Below are 17,636 nucleotides of genomic sequence, written 5' to 3' on the forward strand. Positions count from 1 at the left end.
GCCTGACCCTTTAGACGTCATTTCATTTGGTGAGTCTGCGGTAGCAGATGAGGGTGCAGGCGATGCTGGTGAAGGCCAGGAAGTGTTCGGCTTTGCGCTCGTAGCGTCGGTGGAGCCGTCGGCAGCCGGCGAGCCAGGACATAGTGCGCTCGATCGTCCAGCGGTGGCGACCCAGTCGCTGCGAGCTCTCGATCCCCTTGCGGGCGATGCGGTGGGTGATGCCTCGCCGGCGTAACCATCGTCGCAGGTGGTCGTAGTCGTAGCCCTTGTCGGCGTGGAGCTTGCCCGGCTTGCGTCGCCTCCTGCCCCGACGCGAGCGGATCGGGGGTATCCCCTTCACCAGCGGGATCAGAGCCTGGCTGTCATGCAGGTTCGCCCCCGAGATTCCGACGGACAGCGGCAGGCCGGTCCGCTCCGTGATCAAGTGGATCTTTGACCCGTACTTGCCCCGGTCCACAGGATTCGGACCCGTCAGTTCCCCCTTTTCAGAGCCCGCATGTTCACCGAGTCGACCGCGCAGCGCGACCAGTCCAGCTCTCCGCGGGAGCCGAGCTCGTCGAGGACCAGGCGGTGGAGCTTGGCCCACACCCGGGCCTTCGACCACTCGGCAAAGCGCCGGTGAGCTGTCGCTCCCGAGGGCCCGAACGACGCCGACGGCAGCTGCTGCCACGTGCAGCCCGACGTGGCCACGAACACGATCGCAGCCAGCACTTCCCGGTCACCGTGCCGACGCCGGCCACCACCCTCGAAGGTGCCGACCCGGCAACGGTCGCCCTGATGTGCCTCTTCCACGACACTCAAGAAACCCGCGTCGGCGATATCCCGCACATTGGCCGCCGGTACCTGGAAGCGGCCACAAACGAGACGGTCACTGCCGACCAGGTCTCTGCCGCCCACCCCGCAGTTGCCTCGGGAGTTCAGCGCGTCGTCGACGAGTACGAGAACGGCGATTCCCTTGAGGTCGTCGTGGCGCACGATGCAGACAAGCTTGAGTGTCTGGTGCAGGCAGTTGAGTACCGCGAGCAGGGGTGCAGCATCGTTCAGAACTGGATCGATACCAGCCTGGCGAGCCTCAAGACCGCGTCGGCACAGGCTCTCGCCGAAGCCGCGCTGAGCATGTCTTCGATCGAGTGGCAGCAGACCTATCTGCGCTGACCAGTCAGTAGATGGCGAGCCGACAAGCGGGCCCCACCCGGCAGGGTGGGGGCCTCAGTGCGCTTGGCTCTCCCTGCTCAGCGGCTGAGGCCCAGGCGGCCGGGCGGCGGCGCATGGCCGAGGTCACCCACCCGCGCACACCTCCGCGGGAATGTCATGCCTCCTACCGTTGTTAGTAGCTGACATGCCAGCCCCAGCGCCGCCCTCCGCTCCCGCCCGTCTGCCCGTCGCCGTCTTCGTTCTCGGTCTCTCCGTTTTTGCCCTGGGCACCTCCGAGTTCATGCTCTCCGGCATCCTCCAGCCGCTCGCCCGGGACCTGGACGTCTCCATTCCACAGGCCGGTCTGCTGGTCTCCGCCTTCGCGATCGGGATGGTCATCGGTGCCCCGGTGCTCGCCGCGGCGACGCTGCGGCTGCCCCGCCGTACGACCCTGATCGCGCTGCTCGCGGTCTTCGGCCTCGGGCAGGTGGCGGGTGCGCTGGCGCCGTCCTACGGTGTGCTCTTCGCCTCGCGCGTCATCAGCGCGCTGGCCTGCGCGGGGTTCTGGGCGGTCGGCGCGGCCGTCGCCGTCTCGCTGGTGCCGGTGACGGCGCGGGCCCGCGCGATGGCCGTCATGGTCGGCGGTCTGAGCATCGCCAACATCGCGGGCGTCCCGGCCGGTGCCTTCCTCGGGCAGCACGCCGGGTGGCGCGCCGCGTTCTGGGCGGTGGCCGGGCTCGCCGCGATCGGCCTGGTCGGCGTGGTCGCGCTGGTGCCGCGGACGAGCGTGCCCACCGGTGACGAGCGCCCGCAGCTGCGCCGTGAACTGGCCATCTACAAGGACAAGCAGGTCTGGCTGGCGCTGACCGCCACCGCGCTGAACGGCGCCGCGGTCTTCGCGCTCTTCTCCTACCTCTCGCCGCTGCTGACCGACACCGCCGGCCTCGCCGAGAGCTGGGTGCCCACGGTGCTCGCGCTCTTCGGTGTCGGCGCGCTGATCGGTACGTTCATCGGTGGCCGGATCGCCGATGCGCATCTCTTCGGGACGCTCTTCGGCGGTATCGCCGCCTCCACCGCCGTCCTGGCCGTCCTGGCGCTGACCGCGCACAGCCCGGTCGCCGCGGTCGCGCTCTCCCTGCTGCTCGGGGTGACCGCATTCACCACGGCCCCGGCCCTCAACGCCCGGATGTTCAACGTGGCCAACGCCGCGCCGACGCTCGCCGGCGCGACCACCACTGCCGCCTTCAACATCGGCAACACCCTCGGGCCGTGGCTCGGCGGCCTGACCATCGGCGCCGGCTGGGGCTACCCGTCCGTCGCCTGGACCGGCGCGGCGCTGGCGGCGGTGGCGGTGCTCGTCACCGCGCTCGCCTTCCGGCTGCACCGCTCCGGCCGGCCCTCCCGGCTCGTGGCCTCCTCGGCGCCGGTCGCGGCGCCGGCTACGGAGGCCGTCGAGCAGCGGTGATCCGGGGGGCGGGGCGTCTGCGGGTCCGGTCAGGGGGCCACACGGTCGGCGCGCCCCGCCGTTGCTATGCCCCGCCGTCGAACCTCCACCGCGTCTGGCTGTACACCGACTCGCCCCGGCCGAAGCCGAACGCCGTACGGGGCTCGACGCGGAATACGAAGGCCGAGCCGCCCCGCCCCTGGAAGGCACCGTCCCGGACGTCGAAGTGCCAGTCGCTGCCGTACTTCTCGACGAACAGCTCGGCCAGCCGGCGCAGCGTCGGCCCGTCCTCGACCCGTACCGCCTCCCCCTCGACGACCACGTCGAGTCCGGCATGCAGATCGTTGCCGCCGGCCGTCGAGGTGGTCAGGACGCAGTGCGGATTGGCGGCGAGGTTTCGGGCCTTGCGCTCGCCGGGTCCGGTACAGAAGTGGAGGGCGTCATCCGCCCAGACGGCGAGCAGCGGGGTGACATGCGGGCGGCCGTCGGGCCGGACGGTGCTGAGCCAGAAGATCTCCGCCTCGGTCATCCCTCCGACGGCCGCGGGCCATCCGGTCGCCGTGGCGCCCTCGCTGCTGTAGGCGGGGTGGAGTTCGGTGACCGGTTCTCTTCCCGGTGCGCTGACTGACATCGCTGTCCCCTTCCGGTAGGCCGTCAGGGCCCATCGTGCGGGGGCGCGCCATCGGGCCACCGCCACGACGCGCCGCAACGGGCCGTACGGGGGGTGCGCGGCGGCCGTGCGGGGTCGGGGGTGTGGCGCTCTCTCTAGGGCCCGGGCGCCGGCCGGTGTTTGGGGCGGCGCAGGCCCGCGGCCGTCAGCCGGCGCAGCAGCTCCTTGCTGCCGACCTCCACCGCGCCGGCCCGTACCGCATCGGCGTACCGCTCGGCCGGCAGGTCGTAGTGGTCGCGCTCGAAGGCCCGCCGGGGCACGCCGATGCGCGCCGCGAAGTCGTGCAGTTCGTCGAAGGACACATCGCTGACCAGATGCGACCACATCCGGCCGTGCCCCGGCCAGATGGGTGGATCGATATAGACCGCCACGTCAGCGCTCCGGCCGGCTCGTCACGCCGGCCCGCCGCGCGCCGGTCACCCCGGCCTCCGCGCCACTGGTCACCTCAGCCCTCCGGCGGAGCGCCGAGCCGGCCGACCCGGGCCACCGCGACCGACGTCTTGGGGCAGACCCAGTGCGGGTCAGGCCCCAACTCCGGTTCCACGTCGAGGGCGTGGGGATCGCCCGACTCCGTGCACACGGGGCACAGCGGCCACCGGCCGTAACGGTCCAGCAGGGCGTCCTGGACGTCCTGCGCTATCAGTCCCGCGACGAATTCCGCGCCTTCAGGCCATTGCTCCACCCACCACCTGCGGTGAACGACCGCGTCCTCGACGAGCGAGACGATGTCGGCGTCGGCCACCTCGTCCGCCATCAGGTCGGCGAGCACCAGCGCCCGCGCGGCGTGCAACGCCTGTTCCATCTCCATGCCCCCCATTGTCTCCCGACCGCAACCCGGCGCCCGGCGTTGTCCACAGCCTGCGCGCGGCCCGCCGCGTTCTGTCCACAGCCCGGAGCAGGGGTATTGACGCGGCTGCGGGATGAAATTACTTTTCAAGCGTGAGTAGCAGCGTGAAGGAAACTTTCAAGGACGTGGCCGCCGAGACCCGGCCGGCCCCGGCCCCACCCGCCCCCGCGGCGCTGGCCGCCAAGGTCCGTACCCTCGCCCCGACGATGACCCGCTCCATGCAGCGGGTCGCCGAGACCGTGGCGAGCGACCCGGCCGGCTGCGCCGCGCTCACCGTCACCGGCCTCGCGGAGCGTACGGGCACCAGCGAAGCCACCGTCGTACGGACGTCCCGGCTGCTCGGCTACCCGGGCTACCGCGACCTGCGTCTCGCGCTCGCCGCGCTCGCCGCGCAGCAGGAGGCCGGCGGCGCGCCCGCCGTGACCGCGGACATAGCGGTCGACGACTCCCTGATCGACGTCGTCGCCAAGCTGGCGCAGGAGGAGCAGCAGTGTCTGGCCGACACCGCGGCCGCGCTGGACGTCAGCCAGCTCGAAGCGGCCGTCGCCGCGCTCGCCGGGGCCCGGCGGATCGATGTGTACGGCATCGGCGCCTCCAACCTCGTCGGCCAGGACCTGGCCCAGAAGCTGCTGCGGATCGGCCTGATCGCGCACGCCCACGCGGACCCGCACCTCGCCGTGACCAACGCCGTGCAGATGCGGGCCGGCGACGTCGCGATCGCGATCACGCACTCCGGCCGCACCACCGACGTCATAGAGCCCCTGCGGGTGGCCTTCGACCACGGCGCCACCACCATCGCCCTCACCGGCCGCCCCGACGGCGAAATCGCCGCGTACGCCGACTACATCCTGACCACGTCCACGGCCCGCGAGAGTGAACTCCGCCCCGCCGCGATGTCCTCCCGCACCAGCCAGCTGCTGGTCGTCGACTGTCTCTTCATAGGCGTCGCACAGCGCACGTACGAGACCGCGGCACCGGCTCTCTCGGCCTCCTACGAGGCCCTGGCCCACCGCCACCAGCCCTGACGCGGCCCGCGGGCGCCCTTGTGGCGTCGTGACGGGCCCCGCCCCGCGCCCCACCCGGAAAGAGTCGCCGAGCAATGACCTCCACCGCCGACTACGCCCACCTGCGCGCCGAGCTCGACACCCTCACCACCGAGGCGTTCCGCCCCGACCTCGCCGAGATCGACCGCCGCTCCACCCTCGACATCGCCCGTGCGATGAACGACGAGGACGCCACCGTGCCGGCCGCGGTGGCCGCCCGCCTCCCGCAGATCGCCGCCGCCATCGACGCCACCGCCGCCCGGATGGCCCGCGGCGGACGGCTGGTCTACGCCGGTGCCGGCACGGCAGGCCGGCTGGGCGTGCTGGACGCCAGCGAGTGCCCGCCGACCTTCAACACCGACCCCGCCGAGGTCGTCGGCCTGATCGCGGGCGGCCCGTCCGCCCTGGTCACCGCCGTCGAGGGCGCCGAGGACAGCAAAGAGCTCGCGGCCGGGGACCTGACCGGGATCGGCCTCACCGACCTCGACACCCTCGTCGGCATCTCGGCCTCCGGCCGCACCCCGTATGCGATCGGCGCCGTCGAGCACGCCAGGGCCCGCGGCGCGCTGACCATCGGCCTGTCCTGCAACGCCGGTTCGCCGCTGGCCGCGGCCGCCGAGCACGGCATCGAGATCGTGGTCGGTCCCGAGCTGCTGACCGGCTCGACCCGTCTCAAGGCGGGCACCGCCCAGAAGCTGGTGCTCAACATGCTCTCGACGATCACCATGATCCGGCTGGGCAAGACCTACGGGAATCTGATGGTCGACGTCCGCGCCTCCAACGAGAAGCTGCGGGCCCGCTCGCGCCGTATCGTCGCGCTCGCCACCGGCGCCAGCGATCCGGAGATCGAGACGGCGCTCCGCATCACCGGCGGCGAGGTGAAGAACGCCATCCTCACCCTCCTCGGCGAGGTCGACGGCCCGACCGCCGCCCGGCTCCTCGAAGCCTCCGACGGCCATCTCCGCGCGGCCCTGGAAGCCGCCGGAGCGAGGCGCCGCTGATGTCCGAGGACACCCACCGCGCCACCGCCGCCGCGCTCCTCCCGCTCGTCGGCGGCGCCGGGAACATCACCTCCGTCGCCCACTGCATGACCCGGCTCCGCCTCGGCATCCGGGACCGCTCACTGGTCCAGGACGAGGCGCTGAAGGCCCTGCCGGCGGTCATGGGCGTCGTCGAGGACGACACGTACCAGATCGTGCTGGGCCCCGGGACGGTCGCCCGGGTCACCCCCGAGCTCGAACGCCTGGTGGAGCAGGCAGGTACGGGCCCGGAGCCGCCCCCGGAGCCCGCCCCCGCCGCAGCGCCGGCCCCCGGCAGCCCCGCCGCCACCGCCGCCACCGCCGCCACCGCCGCCACCGCCGAGCAGCTGGCCGCCGAAGGTGCCGCCCTCAAGGCCCGCCAGAAGGCCAGGAACGCCACGCCCGGCAAGCTGTTCCTCCGCCGGATCGCCAATGTCTTCGTCCCGCTCATCCCGGCCCTGATCGGCTGCGGCATCATCGCCGGGATCAACGGCCTGCTGACCAACCTCGGCCGGCTGCCGTCCGTCGTCCCCGCGCTCGCCGCCCTCTCCTCCGGCTTCATGTCGCTGATCGCGGTCTTCGTCGGCTACCACGCCGCGAAGGAGTTCGGCGGCACACCGGTCCTCGGCGGGGCGGTCGCCGCGGTGACCGTCTTCCCCGGTGTCGCGCAGATCTCCGCCTTCGGCCAGAAGCTCTCCCCCGGCCAGGGCGGTGTCCTCGGCGCACTGGCCGCGGCGCTGCTCGCCGTCCAGGTGGAGAAGCGGTGCCGCAAGGTGGTCCCCGCGGCGCTCGACGTCCTGGTCACCCCCACCGTGACCGTGCTGTTCACGGGCCTGGTCACGGTCTTCGGCCTGATGTGGGCCGCGGGTGAGGTCTCCACCGCCATCGGCACCGCCGCCACCTGGCTGCTCGCACACGGCGGCGCGCTCGCCGGCTTCGTGCTCGGCGGCCTGTTCCTCCCGCTGGTCATGCTGGGCCTCCACCAGGCCCTGATCCCCCTCCACGCCACCCTCATCCAGCAGCAGGGCTATACGGTCCTGCTGCCGATCCTCGCCATGGCCGGCGCGGGCCAGGTCGGCGCCGCCCTCGCCGTCTACCTCCGCCTCCCCCGCAACCGCTCGCTCCGGGGCACCATCAAGTCCGCGCTCCCCGCGGGCTTCCTGGGCGTCGGCGAGCCGCTCATCTACGGCGTCTCGCTCCCCCTCGGCCGCCCGTTCATCACCGCCTGCATCGGCGGCGCGTTCGGCGGCGGCTTCATCGGCCTGGTCAACCAGCTCGGCGACACGGTCGGCTCCACCGCCATCGGCCCCTCAGGCTGGGCCCTGTTCCCGCTGGTCAAGGGCGCTCAGGGGATTGCCACCACGCTCGTCGTCTACGCGCTGGGGCTGGCCGTCGGCTATCTGGCCGGCTTCCTGGCCACGTACTTCTTCGGCTTCAGCAGGCAGATGCGGGCCGAGCTGAACACGGACACCGCCCCCGCGGCCGAGCGGGCCGCCCCGGCGGGCACCACGGACGCACCGGAGCCGCCCGACGCCCATCGGGCGGCGAAGGACGCGTCCTCGCCGGGTTCCGTGCGGGAGGTGCACGCCGACGGCTCCGGGTGACCGGCCCCGCCCCCGGGCCGGTCATGGATCCGCCCGGATGGCTCAGTACAGATCCAGGCCGAGTTCCTTCTCCAGCACGGCCGCCTGTTCGGGCGTGGCGAAGACGAAGTAGCTGTCGTAGTTGCTGTCTCTGAGGCGCACGAACTGGACGAGGTGGAAGCGGCGGTTGTCGTCGTCGGGGTCGGGATCGACATGGCCGATGAACTCCCCGACCGCCAAGTGGTCGAGGTACTCGTCCGACAGGTGGTCGGTGTGCTGGGTGACCAGGACGCCGTTGCGGGAGAATTCCAGGATCTCGCCGAACTCGCCCCCGTACAGCCTGACGTCGCTGATGGTGACCGCGCCTTCGGTGAGCGCCTCGGCCCTCTCCAGGATGCCGGCGTAGCTCTCCTCCAGATAGTCGACATCGTCTCCGTGGGCCGAGACCGCCACACCGAACTCCTCAAGAGCGCTGGGCACTTCATGAGGTGGCAGCTCATCGTGCGCGAAGTCGGCGTAGTCGGCGAGGACGCTGTCGACCTTCTCCTGCGACACCATGCCCATCCGCACCAACAGCGCCCCCACCTGCGCGTACGAGCACGGCCTGAACCAGAACAAGGTGTCCCGCAGACTCTCCTTCGGCCCGCCATCCCCCTCCTCCACAAACAGCTCACGCAGACAGCCCAGCGGAACCGCCGCGCCCCCCAGCCGCTTGTCCGGCTGGTCCACGAACGGCACCTCCGTCCACACGCTCTCCCGCGACCCCAAAGCCCCGGGCGCCGCATCCGGATCGAACGGCACGTACTGCCACATCGCCCCCTTGGTTCGCCGGATCACCTCCCCCATGTACCAGCACGCACCCTGCACAAACGGCTCGTCCCGCGCGGCATCGAACTCCTCCACCGTGGCGAACCGCCGCCGCACCACAGCCTCCAGCCAGTCCAGCGTGTCAGGGTGAAAATTCCACCGCCACGCCCCCTCGAACGCCTCCTGGGCCCAGGCGGGCAGCGCCTCCCTCCGCTCGGCCAGCCACGCCGTCAGCACCGGATCCTCCGGCAGCGCCACCGTGGGGTCCACATGCGGGGTGTGCTCCTTGGCCGGCTCCCACCCCGCAACCTCACGCTGCTGCTCGGCGACGGCCTGCCGCAGCCGCTCGGCCTCCTCGGCGAACGCCGTTCCGGAGCGGACCCGCAGGGCGTGCTCGATCAGCAACCGCGGTGCGACGGGGGAGAGTTCAAGGTCCGGGTCCGGCCAGACGACCGGCTGTCCGGGCAGGCCGTCGACCGGCCGCGTGTTCCAGCCCCAGCCACCACCCGCTATACCGAGCAGAACCTCACCGAGGTAGGCCACCGCGCTCTCCACCAACTCCCCGCGCTGCTGCGGGCCTTGGACGGATTTATCGCGCTCCAGCAGGCGCGCCTCCAGGGCGTCCAGCGACCTGGGCGTGTAGTCGAAGCAGAATTCCCCGGCAAGGAACACCTTCTCCAACAGCAGGAGTTCGTAGGGCAGAGCGCCGGTCCATTTCTGGAGCAGCTGCTGCGGGGAGTCGTCCGGCTCGTCCGGCTGTGTTTGAGGGACCATGCGGGCACTGTAGGGCCGCCCACTGACAATGCCCGTTGCCGCGGAGGCACCTGGCCGCCCCTCCGCCCGGAGAGAACTCGATTGCCGGGGCGCCGCACCGCTGACAGAGTCCTCGCCATGCCTGCCTTCTCCGCGTACGACGGGACCACCCTCACCTACCACGCATCCGGCGACGGCCCTCCGGTGGTCTGCCTGCCCGGCGGCCCGATGCGCGCCTCCGCGTACCTCGGTGACCTCGGTGGTCTCTCCGCGCACCGACAGTTGATCATGCTGGATCTCCGCGGCACCGGCCGGTCCGCGATACCGGCGGACCCCGCCTCCTACCGCTGCGACCGGCTCGTCGACGATGTGGGGGCCCTGCGCGAGCACCTCGGCCTGGAACGGCTGGACCTGCTCGCGCACTGCGCCGGAGCGAATCTGGCAACGCGGTATGTGAGCCGCCACCCGGAACGCGTCGGCAGGCTCGCGCTGATCACCCCCAGCGTCATGGCCGTCGGCATCACCGTGCCCGGGGACGTCCGGCGCGAGACGGCGCAACTCCGCCGGGACGAGCCCTGGTTCCCCCAGGCGTACGCGGCCCTGGAGGCGATCGTGGCGGGCCGGGCGACGGACGCCCACTGGCAGGCCGTCGCCCCGTTCCTCCACGGCCGTTGGGACGAGACGGCGCGGGCTCTGGACGCCGCCGACGACGAGGAGAAGAACGGCGAGGCGGCGGCCGCCTTCGGCGCCGAGGGCGCCTTCGACCCGGGCACCACCCGTGCGGCGCTCGCACGCTTCGCGTCGCCCGTCCTCCTGCTGGCCGGCGAGGTCGATCTGAACTCCCCGCCTCCCGCCATGGCCGAGTACGCCAGACTGTTCCCGCACGCGGAACTGGTGGTGCAGCCCGGCGCCGGGCACTTCCCGTGGCTCGACGACGCCGAGCGTTTCGTGACGACCACCGCGGCGTACCTGGGATGACCGGCCGCGCCGCAGCGGCACGCCGGTGAGGTGACCTGGACCGCACGCACCGGCCCGCGAGTCCGGTGGCCCGGTCGATACCCCGATCGGTACCCCGGCCGATGCGCCGGCCCAGGAGAGCGGGCGTCAGGGGGCAGGGACCCGCCGCTCCGCAGAGGCGGTCTCCCGGCTCCGCTCCTCCCCGTCACCCCGGCGGGCCGCCGCGCTCGCCAACTCCGCGGCCAGCAGCGCGAACCACACCCCCACCAGCAGCAGATGGAGCCGCTGCGGAACGCCGTGCCAGCCCGGCCGGCCGAGGAGCGGGCCCACCGTGCAGACGGCGGTCGGCAGCGCCGCGGCCAGGACGCGCAGGCCCCAGCGGCGGATCAACGGCAGGCCGCCCCGGTCCGTCGCGGCGGCCCGGCTGAGCAGCGCCATCGAGGCGAAGAGGAAGAAGTGGGCCAGGGCGCTGGTGACGGTGTGCCAGGGATGCACGGGTTCACAGTGCGGCTCCAGAGAGGGTGCGCAGCGCATCGGCAGCAGCACGTCGGCCAGCGACGACAGGCCGAGGCAGAGCAGCGCCAGCCAGCCCGCGCGCGCCCACCGGCCCGGCGCGCGGCCGTACGCCAGCAGCGCCCCCGCGGCGACGAGCACGGCACAGCCGGACTCGATGCCGCCGAAGAGCGGACGGAAGGGCTGGTCGGCGGCGTACAGCTCACTGACGTACGCATGCCGCGGATCGATGCCGGTCGGCAGCAGGAATTCCAGCAGCCAGCCGTTGTAGAGCACCGCGGCCGCGGCGAACAGCAAAGCGCCTGATCGCGCCGTTCCCGGCATCGGGTTCGCGTCCCGTTCACCCCTCAACATGATCAGCGGCTGTCCGCATACGACCCGCTCACACCCATCCGCACCCTGGCGCGCACGAACTTCCCTTCGGTCCTGACCGCGGGGAGCCGGGCACCACGCGATCCACACGTCCGTCACTGTGCACATTCGATCTGGCACACAGAGTAACCCTCGCATGTCATGGCCCGGAGATCCCGCCGGGCCCGCGTGGACGCGCCAAGGGGGGCGCACCGGCCGGGGCCGCACCACAGAGAACCCACAAGATTGCCGTCTACCGTCCTCGCGCGGCTACCTTGCCCGCAACACACCGCGGGGCGAGCGGACGAGCCCGGTGAGACCAGAGCGGAGCCTTGAATGTGCGCGGCGAAGCGCCTCGAACGCGTCCTCGTCGTCGACGACGACGCGGTGATCCTGCGTTCCCTCGGACGCGGCCTGCGCCTCAACGGCTTCGCCGTCGCCCTCGCCGAGGACGGCCCGTCCGCCCTCGCCGAACTGACGGCCCGGCCCCCCGACGTGGTCGTGCTCGATGTCTCCCTGCCGGGCGTCAGCGGCACCGACATCTGCCGCACCCTGCGCGCCGACGGGAACGAGGTACCGGTACTGATGCTGTCGGCGCTGGACGAACTGGACGACCGGGTCGCCGGACTCCAGGCCGGGGCCGACGACTACCTCGTCAAGCCGTTCGCGCTCAAGGAACTGGTGCTCCGGCTGCGAGCCCTGCTGCGCCGCCGCCCGCCCGGCGCCACGGACGCGCTGCGGATCGGCGACCTCGTCCTGGACACGGCCGCGCGGGAGGTGACGTACGGCGGCGCTGAGGTCCGGCTCACCCGGCGGGAGTTCGAACTGCTGGAGGTCCTCGTCCGCAACGCGGGCGTCGTCCTCACCCGCGACCAGCTCCTCGACCGTGTGTGGGGCTACGACTTCGAGGTGCGCACCGACGCCGTCGACACCTTCGTCAGCTACCTCCGCCGCAAGCTGGAGGCCGGGGGCCGGCCGCGCGTGGTGCACACGGTCCGCGGCGTGGGCTTCGTGCTGCGCGCGTCCGGGCCGGAGGCCGCACGATGAGGCTCTCGACCCGGATCGCCCTCGCGATGGGCATCGCCGTCCCGCTGCTGGTCCTGGGCTCGGGGGCGCTGCTGCTGCGCCTGGTCACCCACGACGTGCACGCCGGGCAGGACGCCCATCTGCGGGAGCGGGCCGCGGTGCTGCTGCCGCTGGCCCGCGGTCTGCTGCGGGTCGCGGACGGCGGGCAGCCGCGGAAGGCGGCGAACCACGAACGGCGGCTGCTCGACGCGGGGATGGACGTCGGGGTACGGCTCACCACGAGCCGCGGCGGACCGGCGCCCGCCACCGGCCGCGGGACCACTGCCCCGGGCGGGCAGGCGCCGGCCCGTGTGGTGGCCGAGGCCGGTCCACAACCGGCGGACACCCTGCCGCTGCCGCCCGCGGCGCCCGACCCGGTGACCGTACGGTCCCAGGGACACCGCTGGCGGGCGCTGTCGGTGCCCGTCGGCGGCGCGAGCGCGAAGGCCGGCCCGCAGGGCACGCTGTGGGTGTTCTCCACCGGGTCGGCCGGCAACGCCGAACTCGACACCGTACAGAAGCGCATCCTCCTGGTGGCGCTGATCGCCGCCCCGCTGGCCGGGCTGCTCTCCCTCGCCCTCGCCGAACGCGCCACCCTGCCGCTGCGCCGCCTCCAGCGCCGGGCCGGCGGCCTGGACCCCGGCACCAGCACGGCCCGCCTGGACCACACCCCGTCACGGGTCACCGAGGTGGACGACCTCGCCGGCACCCTCCAGACCGTACTGGCCCGCTACGACGAGCAGGCGGCACGGACCCAGGAGGCACTGGCCACCGCCCGCGCCTTCTCCGCGACCGCCTCGCACGAACTGCGCACGCCACTGATGGGCATGCAGACCAACCTGGACATCCTCACCGACCACCCGGACCTCGACCCGGCCGACCGCGCCGAAGTCCTCGACGACCTGCACGCCGGGCACCAGCGCCTGATGGGGATGCTGATCGCGCTCCGGGCGCTCGCCCAGGGCGACCTGGTGGAGGCCGACGCCTTCGGCGTGGTGGACCTGGGCGACCTCGTCGCGGCGGCGGTGGCCGACCTGCAACGGCACCACCCCGGCGTACGGCTCACCCCCCGCCTCACCCCCGGACTGCGGCTGCACGCCTGGGAACCGGGCCTGCGGATGGCGGTCGACAACCTGCTCCGCAACGCGGTGGTCCACGGCAGCCGGCCGGGCACACCGGCCGGGGTCGAGGTGACACTGCGGCCGAGCGGCCGGCCGGGCGACCCGGTCGCCGTACTCACCGTGGACGACGCCGGTCCGGGCATCGCGCCGGAGGAACGCGAGCAGGTCTTCCAGCGGTTCCACCGGCGCGCGGACAGCCCGGGCTCGGGGCTCGGCCTGACCCTGGTGGCCCAGCAGATCGCACTGCACCGCGGCACGGTACGGATCATGGAACGGCCACAGGGGCCCGGCGCCCGCTTCGAGGTGCGACTGCCCCGGCTCGGCGATGCGGAGACCGACACCCGCACCCTGGAACTGCCGCTGCGCCGCGACTGGTTGAGCGAGTTCCCGGCACGGGGCCTGCCCGGGGAGCCGCCGGAACACTGACCGGATCACCCCTCCCGGGCCCGGGGCTCCCTGACCACGCGCACCGTGCGGCGGGTGGTGCCCGCGGTGCACGTCACCGAGCGGAACCGGTCGCCGGCCTCGGCGACCCAGAACGCATCGGCGAGTACGCACCCCTGGACGCTCAGACCGCGCCGCCACCCCCGGAAGGCCACCTCGACGACATCGGCACCGGGCGGCAGCTGCCCCCACGCCAGCGACCAGCGCCGCGGCGAACGGCCGCTGTGCCGGCCGCCCCTGAGCGGGGAGACGCTGAGCGTGCTCAGAACGGACACATCGACCAGCCCGGCCGGTCCGTGCACCTCCAGGGCCGGCCGCCCCGCGGAGCCCCGGGCCACCCGCAGCAGCCAGCCGCTGAGGGGCAGCCGCAGCTCACCGGGCTCGCCGGTGGTGAGGGTGGCGGGCAGGACCGTACAGGAGCGCTCGTCCGGCATGAGGAAACCACCGCATTCCACTGTGACTCCAGGGGTTGGGCGCCCAGGCACGACGTCTCCGGGGCGCGACAACCCGGAGCGTAGAAGCGCTCCTTGTGGATTCCCTGTGCCGCCGCCCCCGTCCCCTTCCTCCGCGGAAGGCGGGGCGCCCGGTCCGGCGGCCCACAAGCTCTCCACAAAGAACGCTCCTACGTTCTGCGGCAGCCGGCCCGTCCGCGTCCCGTGGGGCGGACGCGGCCGCACCCATCCGCCCCTAGAAGGGAGCACCACCATGCAGCGTCCCAAGACCGCAGTGGCAGGGGTCCTCGCCTCACTCGCGCTCGCCGGTTCCCTGCTGACCACCGCGGCGCCGGCCGACGCCGCGGCCGCCGACAGCCCGGGCGCCTCCCCCGCCACGGCGACCTCGGGCCAGCAGCGGCACACCGGGGGCAAGGGCATCTGCGCCCGCGTGCCCAGGCTGGAGAAGCGCATCGACCGGGCGCTCACCCGGCTCAACGGCGGTGTGCACACCCGCGGTTCGATCGCGCGGCTGGAGCAGCGCGTGAAGAACGCCCGCGACAGGCACCACGACGAGGTCGCCATATTCCTCCAGGACCGGCTCACCCACCGCAAGGAGCTGAAGCCCGACCTCACCCGGCGGCGCGTCGACCTCAAGGCCGTCGCGGCCTGGTGCGCGAAGAAGGACACCAAGGGCAGCAAGGGCACCAAGGACAGCAAGGGCAACGGCGCGGAAGGCAACGGCTCATGAGAGGCTCCCGGCGCGCCGCGCTGCTGCTGACCGCGGCGGTCGCGGTACCGGTCCTGGCGGCCACCGGCTGTTCGGGCCACTCCGGGCAGCCGTCACCCGGCTCTTCGTCGCCCGGGTCTTCGTCCGGCCAGGAGGAGCAGATGAAGAAGAAGGTCGAGGACGCCGAGAAGGCGGCGGACACGGCCGACTCCGACGCTGCCGACGACCCGTGGTGAGGAGCCGCTGAGGGAGGCGGGGCATCCCACCCCCGCCCCGGAGCACCGGTGAACAGCCGTGTGCCCCTCAAGACCTGCGCAGAAACGCCCGCGCAGAAACGCCGCCGGGGCGGCACCCCCTGGGAGGAGGGTGCCGCCCCGACGTACGTGTGGACACGTGATCCGGGAGGATCAGCGCTCTGATCCGGAGGATCAGAAGTCCATGTCACCGCCCGGCATACCGCCCGGAGCGGCCGCGGCGGCCTTCTCCGGCTTGTCGGCGATGACGGCCTCGGTGGTGAGGAAGAGCGCCGCGATGGAGGCGGCGTTCTGGAGCGCGGAGCGGGTGACCTTGGCCGGGTCGATGATGCCCTCGGCGACCATGTCGACGTACTCGCCGGTGGCGGCGTTCAGACCGTGGCCGACGGCCAGGTTGCGCACCTTCTCCACCACGACGCCGCCCTCGAGACCGGCGTTGACCGAGATCTGCTTCAGCGGGGCCTCCAGGGCCAGCTTCACAGCCGCGGCACCGGTGGCCTCGTCGCCCTCCAGCTCGATCTTCTCGAAGACCGAGGTGGCCTGGAGCAGGGCCACGCCACCGCCGGCGACGATGCCCTCCTCGACGGCCGCCTTCGCGTTGCGAACGGCGTCCTCGATGCGGTGCTTGCGCTCCTTGAGCTCGACCTCGGTGGCGGCACCGGCCTTGATGACGGCCACGCCGCCGGCCAGCTTCGCCAGACGCTCCTGGAGCTTCTCGCGGTCGTAGTCCGAGTCGCTGTTCTCGATCTCGGCGCGGATCTGGTTGACGCGGCCCTGGACCTGGTCGCTGTCACCGGCACCGTCGACGATGGTGGTCTCGTCCTTGGTGATGACGACCTTGCGGGCGCGGCCGAGCAGGTCGAGACCGGCGTTCTCCAGCTTGAGGCCGACCTCCTCGGAGATGACGGTGCCACCGGTGAGGATGGCGATGTCACCGAGCATGGCCTTGCGGCGGTCACCGAAGCCCGGGGCCTTGACGGCGACGGACTTGAAGGTGCCACGGATCTTGTTGACGACCAGGGTCGACAGGGCCTCGCCCTCGACGTCCTCGGCGATGATCAGCAGCGGCTTGCCGGACTGCATGACCTTCTCCAGGAGCGGCAGCAGGTCCTTCACGTTGCCGATCTTGGAGTTGACGATCAGGATGTACGGGTCGTCGAGCGACGCCTCCATACGCTCCATGTCGGTGGCGAAGTACGCCGAGATGTAGCCCTTGTCGAAGCGCATACCCTCGGTGAGCTCCAGCTCCAGACCGAAGGTCTGGGACTCCTCGACGGTGATGACGCCTTCCTTGCCGACCTTGTCCATGGCCTCGGCGATCAGCTCGCCGATCTGGGTGTCGGCGGCGGAGATGGAGGCGGTCGAAGCGATCTGCTCCTTGGTCTCCACGTCCTTGGCCTGCTCCAGCAGGGCGGCGGAGACGGCCTCGACGGCCTTCTCGATACCGCGCTTGAGGGCCATCGGGTTGGCACCGGCGGCGACGTTGCGCAGGCCCTCGCGGACCAGGGCCTGGGCCAGGACGGTCGCGGTCGTCGTGCCGTCACCGGCGACGTCGTCCGTCTTCTTCGCGACCTCCTTGACCAGCTCGGCGCCGATCTTCTCGTACGGGTCCTCGAGCTCGATCTCCTTGGCGATGGAGACACCATCGTTGGTGATCGTGGGGGCGCCCCACTTCTTCTCGAGGACGACGTTGCGGCCCTTGGGGCCGAGGGTGACCTTGACGGCGTCGGCGAGCTGGTTCATCCCGCGCTCGAGACCGCGCCGTGCCTCCTCGTCGAACGCGATGATCTTGGCCATGTGAAGTGGTCCTCCCGGACTGGGGTGGATTGCTCCGGACCGCGCTGGCGCCCGCGACGGACGACCTGCAAACCCGTGTGGTTCCTTGCCCCACCCGGCCTGCGGGCCTCACCGACCCGGTCCTTCTTTGTCACTCTCACTCGGAGAGTGCTAACGCCAATGATTAGCACTCGCGGGGTGCGAGTGCAAGCGCCCGTGGCTGCCCCACCCGCGCGGCTGACGCGCGCGCGGACGGCAGAAGGCCCGTACCCCCCTCAGGGGTACGGGCCTCCACAACGCAGCAGTCGGTCGGCGCCTCAGCCGGCCACCCGGACCATGTCCGCCTGCGGCCCCTTCTGGCCCTGCGAGATCTCGAACTCGACCCGCTGGCCCTCCTCAAGGGTGCGGTAGCCGTCCATCTGGATCGCGCTGTAGTGGACGAATACATCCGCACCACCGTCGACCGCGATGAAGCCGTACCCCTTCTCCGCGTTGAACCACTTGACGGTGCCCTGAGCCATGCCTAACTCCCCTATTACTGGCCCTTGCGCAGGACCGCACTCCGCGGACCCGGGTCAGACCTCACCCCGCGAATGGCCCGTGGGGTGTGCGCCGGAACGCGTCGACCGCCGCTGAATGTATCTGCACCGATGCCCAGAGCAACAGGTCAATCGGACGAGAATTCTGGCGCCGG

17 protein-coding genes and 2 pseudogenes are annotated in these 17,636 nt (G+C 72.1%); 10 read left to right on the forward strand and 9 right to left on the reverse strand.

Annotated features, from left to right (window positions below):
- Positions 1 to 22: 22 nt before the first annotated feature.
- A pseudogene (locus ACZ55A_RS11155) lies at positions 23 to 747 on the reverse strand (IS5 family transposase); the annotation flags it as partial.
- Here ACZ55A_RS11155 and ACZ55A_RS11160 point away from each other — a divergent pair.
- Together ACZ55A_RS11160 and ACZ55A_RS11165 are read left to right on the forward strand one after the other, a co-directional pair.
- Positions 745 to 1,155, forward strand: a pseudogene (locus ACZ55A_RS11160) (HD domain-containing protein); the annotation flags it as partial. The pseudogenes ACZ55A_RS11155 and ACZ55A_RS11160 sit on opposite strands and share 3 nt — an antisense overlap.
- Positions 1,156 to 1,339: 184 nt before the next feature.
- Positions 1,340 to 2,599, forward strand: coding sequence for a Cmx/CmrA family chloramphenicol efflux MFS transporter (locus tag ACZ55A_RS11165; protein WP_468837455.1), 1,260 nt, complete (start codon positions 1,340 to 1,342; stop codon positions 2,597 to 2,599).
- A gap of 64 nt (positions 2,600 to 2,663) precedes the next feature.
- On the opposite strand, the gene ACZ55A_RS11170 is transcribed toward ACZ55A_RS11165, so the two are convergent.
- The 3 genes from ACZ55A_RS11170 to ACZ55A_RS11180 form a co-directional block, all read right to left on the reverse strand.
- Positions 2,664 to 3,209: a pyridoxamine 5'-phosphate oxidase family protein gene (locus tag ACZ55A_RS11170; protein ID WP_468837458.1), complete on the reverse strand. Its 546-nt coding sequence runs from the start codon at positions 3,207 to 3,209 to the stop codon at positions 2,664 to 2,666.
- Positions 3,210 to 3,343: 134 nt separating this feature from the next.
- On the reverse strand, positions 3,344 to 3,619 hold the full coding sequence (locus ACZ55A_RS11175) for a DUF4031 domain-containing protein (RefSeq protein WP_468837460.1): 276 nt from the start codon (positions 3,617 to 3,619) through the stop codon (positions 3,344 to 3,346).
- Between the two features lie 74 nt (positions 3,620 to 3,693).
- Positions 3,694 to 4,056: a hypothetical protein gene (locus ACZ55A_RS11180; protein ID WP_468837462.1), complete on the reverse strand. Its 363-nt coding sequence runs from the start codon at positions 4,054 to 4,056 to the stop codon at positions 3,694 to 3,696.
- 131 nt (positions 4,057 to 4,187) lie between these two features.
- Between ACZ55A_RS11180 and ACZ55A_RS11185 the strand changes: the two genes are divergently transcribed.
- From ACZ55A_RS11185 to ACZ55A_RS11195, 3 genes are all read left to right on the forward strand, one after another.
- Positions 4,188 to 5,120: a MurR/RpiR family transcriptional regulator gene (locus ACZ55A_RS11185; RefSeq protein ID WP_468837465.1), complete on the forward strand. Its 933-nt coding sequence runs from the start codon at positions 4,188 to 4,190 to the stop codon at positions 5,118 to 5,120.
- Between the two features lie 74 nt (positions 5,121 to 5,194).
- A complete protein-coding gene (murQ, locus tag ACZ55A_RS11190) occupies positions 5,195 to 6,139 on the forward strand; it encodes an N-acetylmuramic acid 6-phosphate etherase (RefSeq protein ID WP_468837467.1) in 945 nt (314 codons plus the stop codon).
- The gene (locus tag ACZ55A_RS11195) at positions 6,139 to 7,761 is read left to right on the forward strand and encodes a PTS transporter subunit EIIC (protein ID WP_468837470.1); all 1,623 of its coding nucleotides are present in this window, start codon (positions 6,139 to 6,141) and stop codon (positions 7,759 to 7,761) included. The genes murQ and ACZ55A_RS11195 overlap by 1 nt, the downstream gene beginning before the upstream one ends.
- 42 nt (positions 7,762 to 7,803) lie before the next feature.
- Here the strand turns inward: ACZ55A_RS11195 and ACZ55A_RS11200 are convergent, their stop codons facing one another.
- Positions 7,804 to 9,321 carry a hypothetical protein gene (locus ACZ55A_RS11200; protein ID WP_468837473.1) on the reverse strand — a complete coding sequence of 506 codons (1,518 nt, stop codon included), beginning with the start codon at positions 9,319 to 9,321 and terminating at the stop codon, positions 7,804 to 7,806.
- A 117-nt stretch (positions 9,322 to 9,438) separates the two neighbouring features.
- Between ACZ55A_RS11200 and ACZ55A_RS11205 the strand changes: the two genes are divergently transcribed.
- A complete protein-coding gene (locus ACZ55A_RS11205; RefSeq protein WP_468837476.1) occupies positions 9,439 to 10,278 on the forward strand; it encodes an alpha/beta fold hydrolase in 840 nt (279 codons plus the stop codon).
- A gap of 126 nt (positions 10,279 to 10,404) precedes the next feature.
- Here ACZ55A_RS11205 and ACZ55A_RS11210 read toward each other — a convergent pair whose 3' ends face one another.
- A complete protein-coding gene (locus tag ACZ55A_RS11210) occupies positions 10,405 to 11,124 on the reverse strand; it encodes a DUF998 domain-containing protein (RefSeq protein ID WP_468837479.1) in 720 nt (239 codons plus the stop codon).
- Between the two features lie 333 nt (positions 11,125 to 11,457).
- Between ACZ55A_RS11210 and ACZ55A_RS11215 the strand changes: the two genes are divergently transcribed.
- Positions 11,458 to 12,168, forward strand: a complete 711-nt coding sequence (locus ACZ55A_RS11215) for a response regulator transcription factor (protein WP_468837481.1) — start codon at positions 11,458 to 11,460, stop codon at positions 12,166 to 12,168.
- Positions 12,165 to 13,733 (forward strand): sensor histidine kinase, encoded by a 1,569-nt coding sequence (locus tag ACZ55A_RS11220; protein ID WP_468837483.1) that lies wholly within the window; start codon positions 12,165 to 12,167, stop codon positions 13,731 to 13,733. Before ACZ55A_RS11215 ends, ACZ55A_RS11220 begins: the two co-directional genes overlap by 4 nt.
- A gap of 5 nt (positions 13,734 to 13,738) precedes the next feature.
- Here ACZ55A_RS11220 and ACZ55A_RS11225 read toward each other — a convergent pair whose 3' ends face one another.
- Positions 13,739 to 14,185, reverse strand: coding sequence for a hypothetical protein (locus ACZ55A_RS11225; protein WP_468837485.1), 447 nt, complete (start codon positions 14,183 to 14,185; stop codon positions 13,739 to 13,741).
- 271 nt (positions 14,186 to 14,456) lie between these two features.
- Between ACZ55A_RS11225 and ACZ55A_RS11230 the strand changes: the two genes are divergently transcribed.
- Together ACZ55A_RS11230 and ACZ55A_RS11235 are read left to right on the forward strand one after the other, a co-directional pair.
- Positions 14,457 to 14,933, forward strand: coding sequence for a hypothetical protein (locus ACZ55A_RS11230; protein ID WP_468837487.1), 477 nt, complete (start codon positions 14,457 to 14,459; stop codon positions 14,931 to 14,933).
- The gene (locus ACZ55A_RS11235) at positions 14,930 to 15,148 is read left to right on the forward strand and encodes a hypothetical protein (protein WP_468837489.1); all 219 of its coding nucleotides are present in this window, start codon (positions 14,930 to 14,932) and stop codon (positions 15,146 to 15,148) included. Before ACZ55A_RS11230 ends, ACZ55A_RS11235 begins: the two co-directional genes overlap by 4 nt.
- 192 nt (positions 15,149 to 15,340) lie before the next feature.
- Here the strand turns inward: ACZ55A_RS11235 and groL are convergent, their stop codons facing one another.
- Positions 15,341 to 16,963: a chaperonin GroEL gene (gene groL, locus ACZ55A_RS11240; RefSeq protein WP_468837491.1), complete on the reverse strand. Its 1,623-nt coding sequence runs from the start codon at positions 16,961 to 16,963 to the stop codon at positions 15,341 to 15,343.
- A 296-nt stretch (positions 16,964 to 17,259) separates the two neighbouring features.
- Positions 17,260 to 17,463, reverse strand: a complete 204-nt coding sequence (locus ACZ55A_RS11245; RefSeq protein ID WP_003986833.1) for a cold-shock protein — start codon at positions 17,461 to 17,463, stop codon at positions 17,260 to 17,262.
- Positions 17,464 to 17,636: the final 173 nt, after the last annotated feature.

The sequence above is a fragment of the Streptomyces sp. NPDC034111 genome (assembly GCF_055575375.1).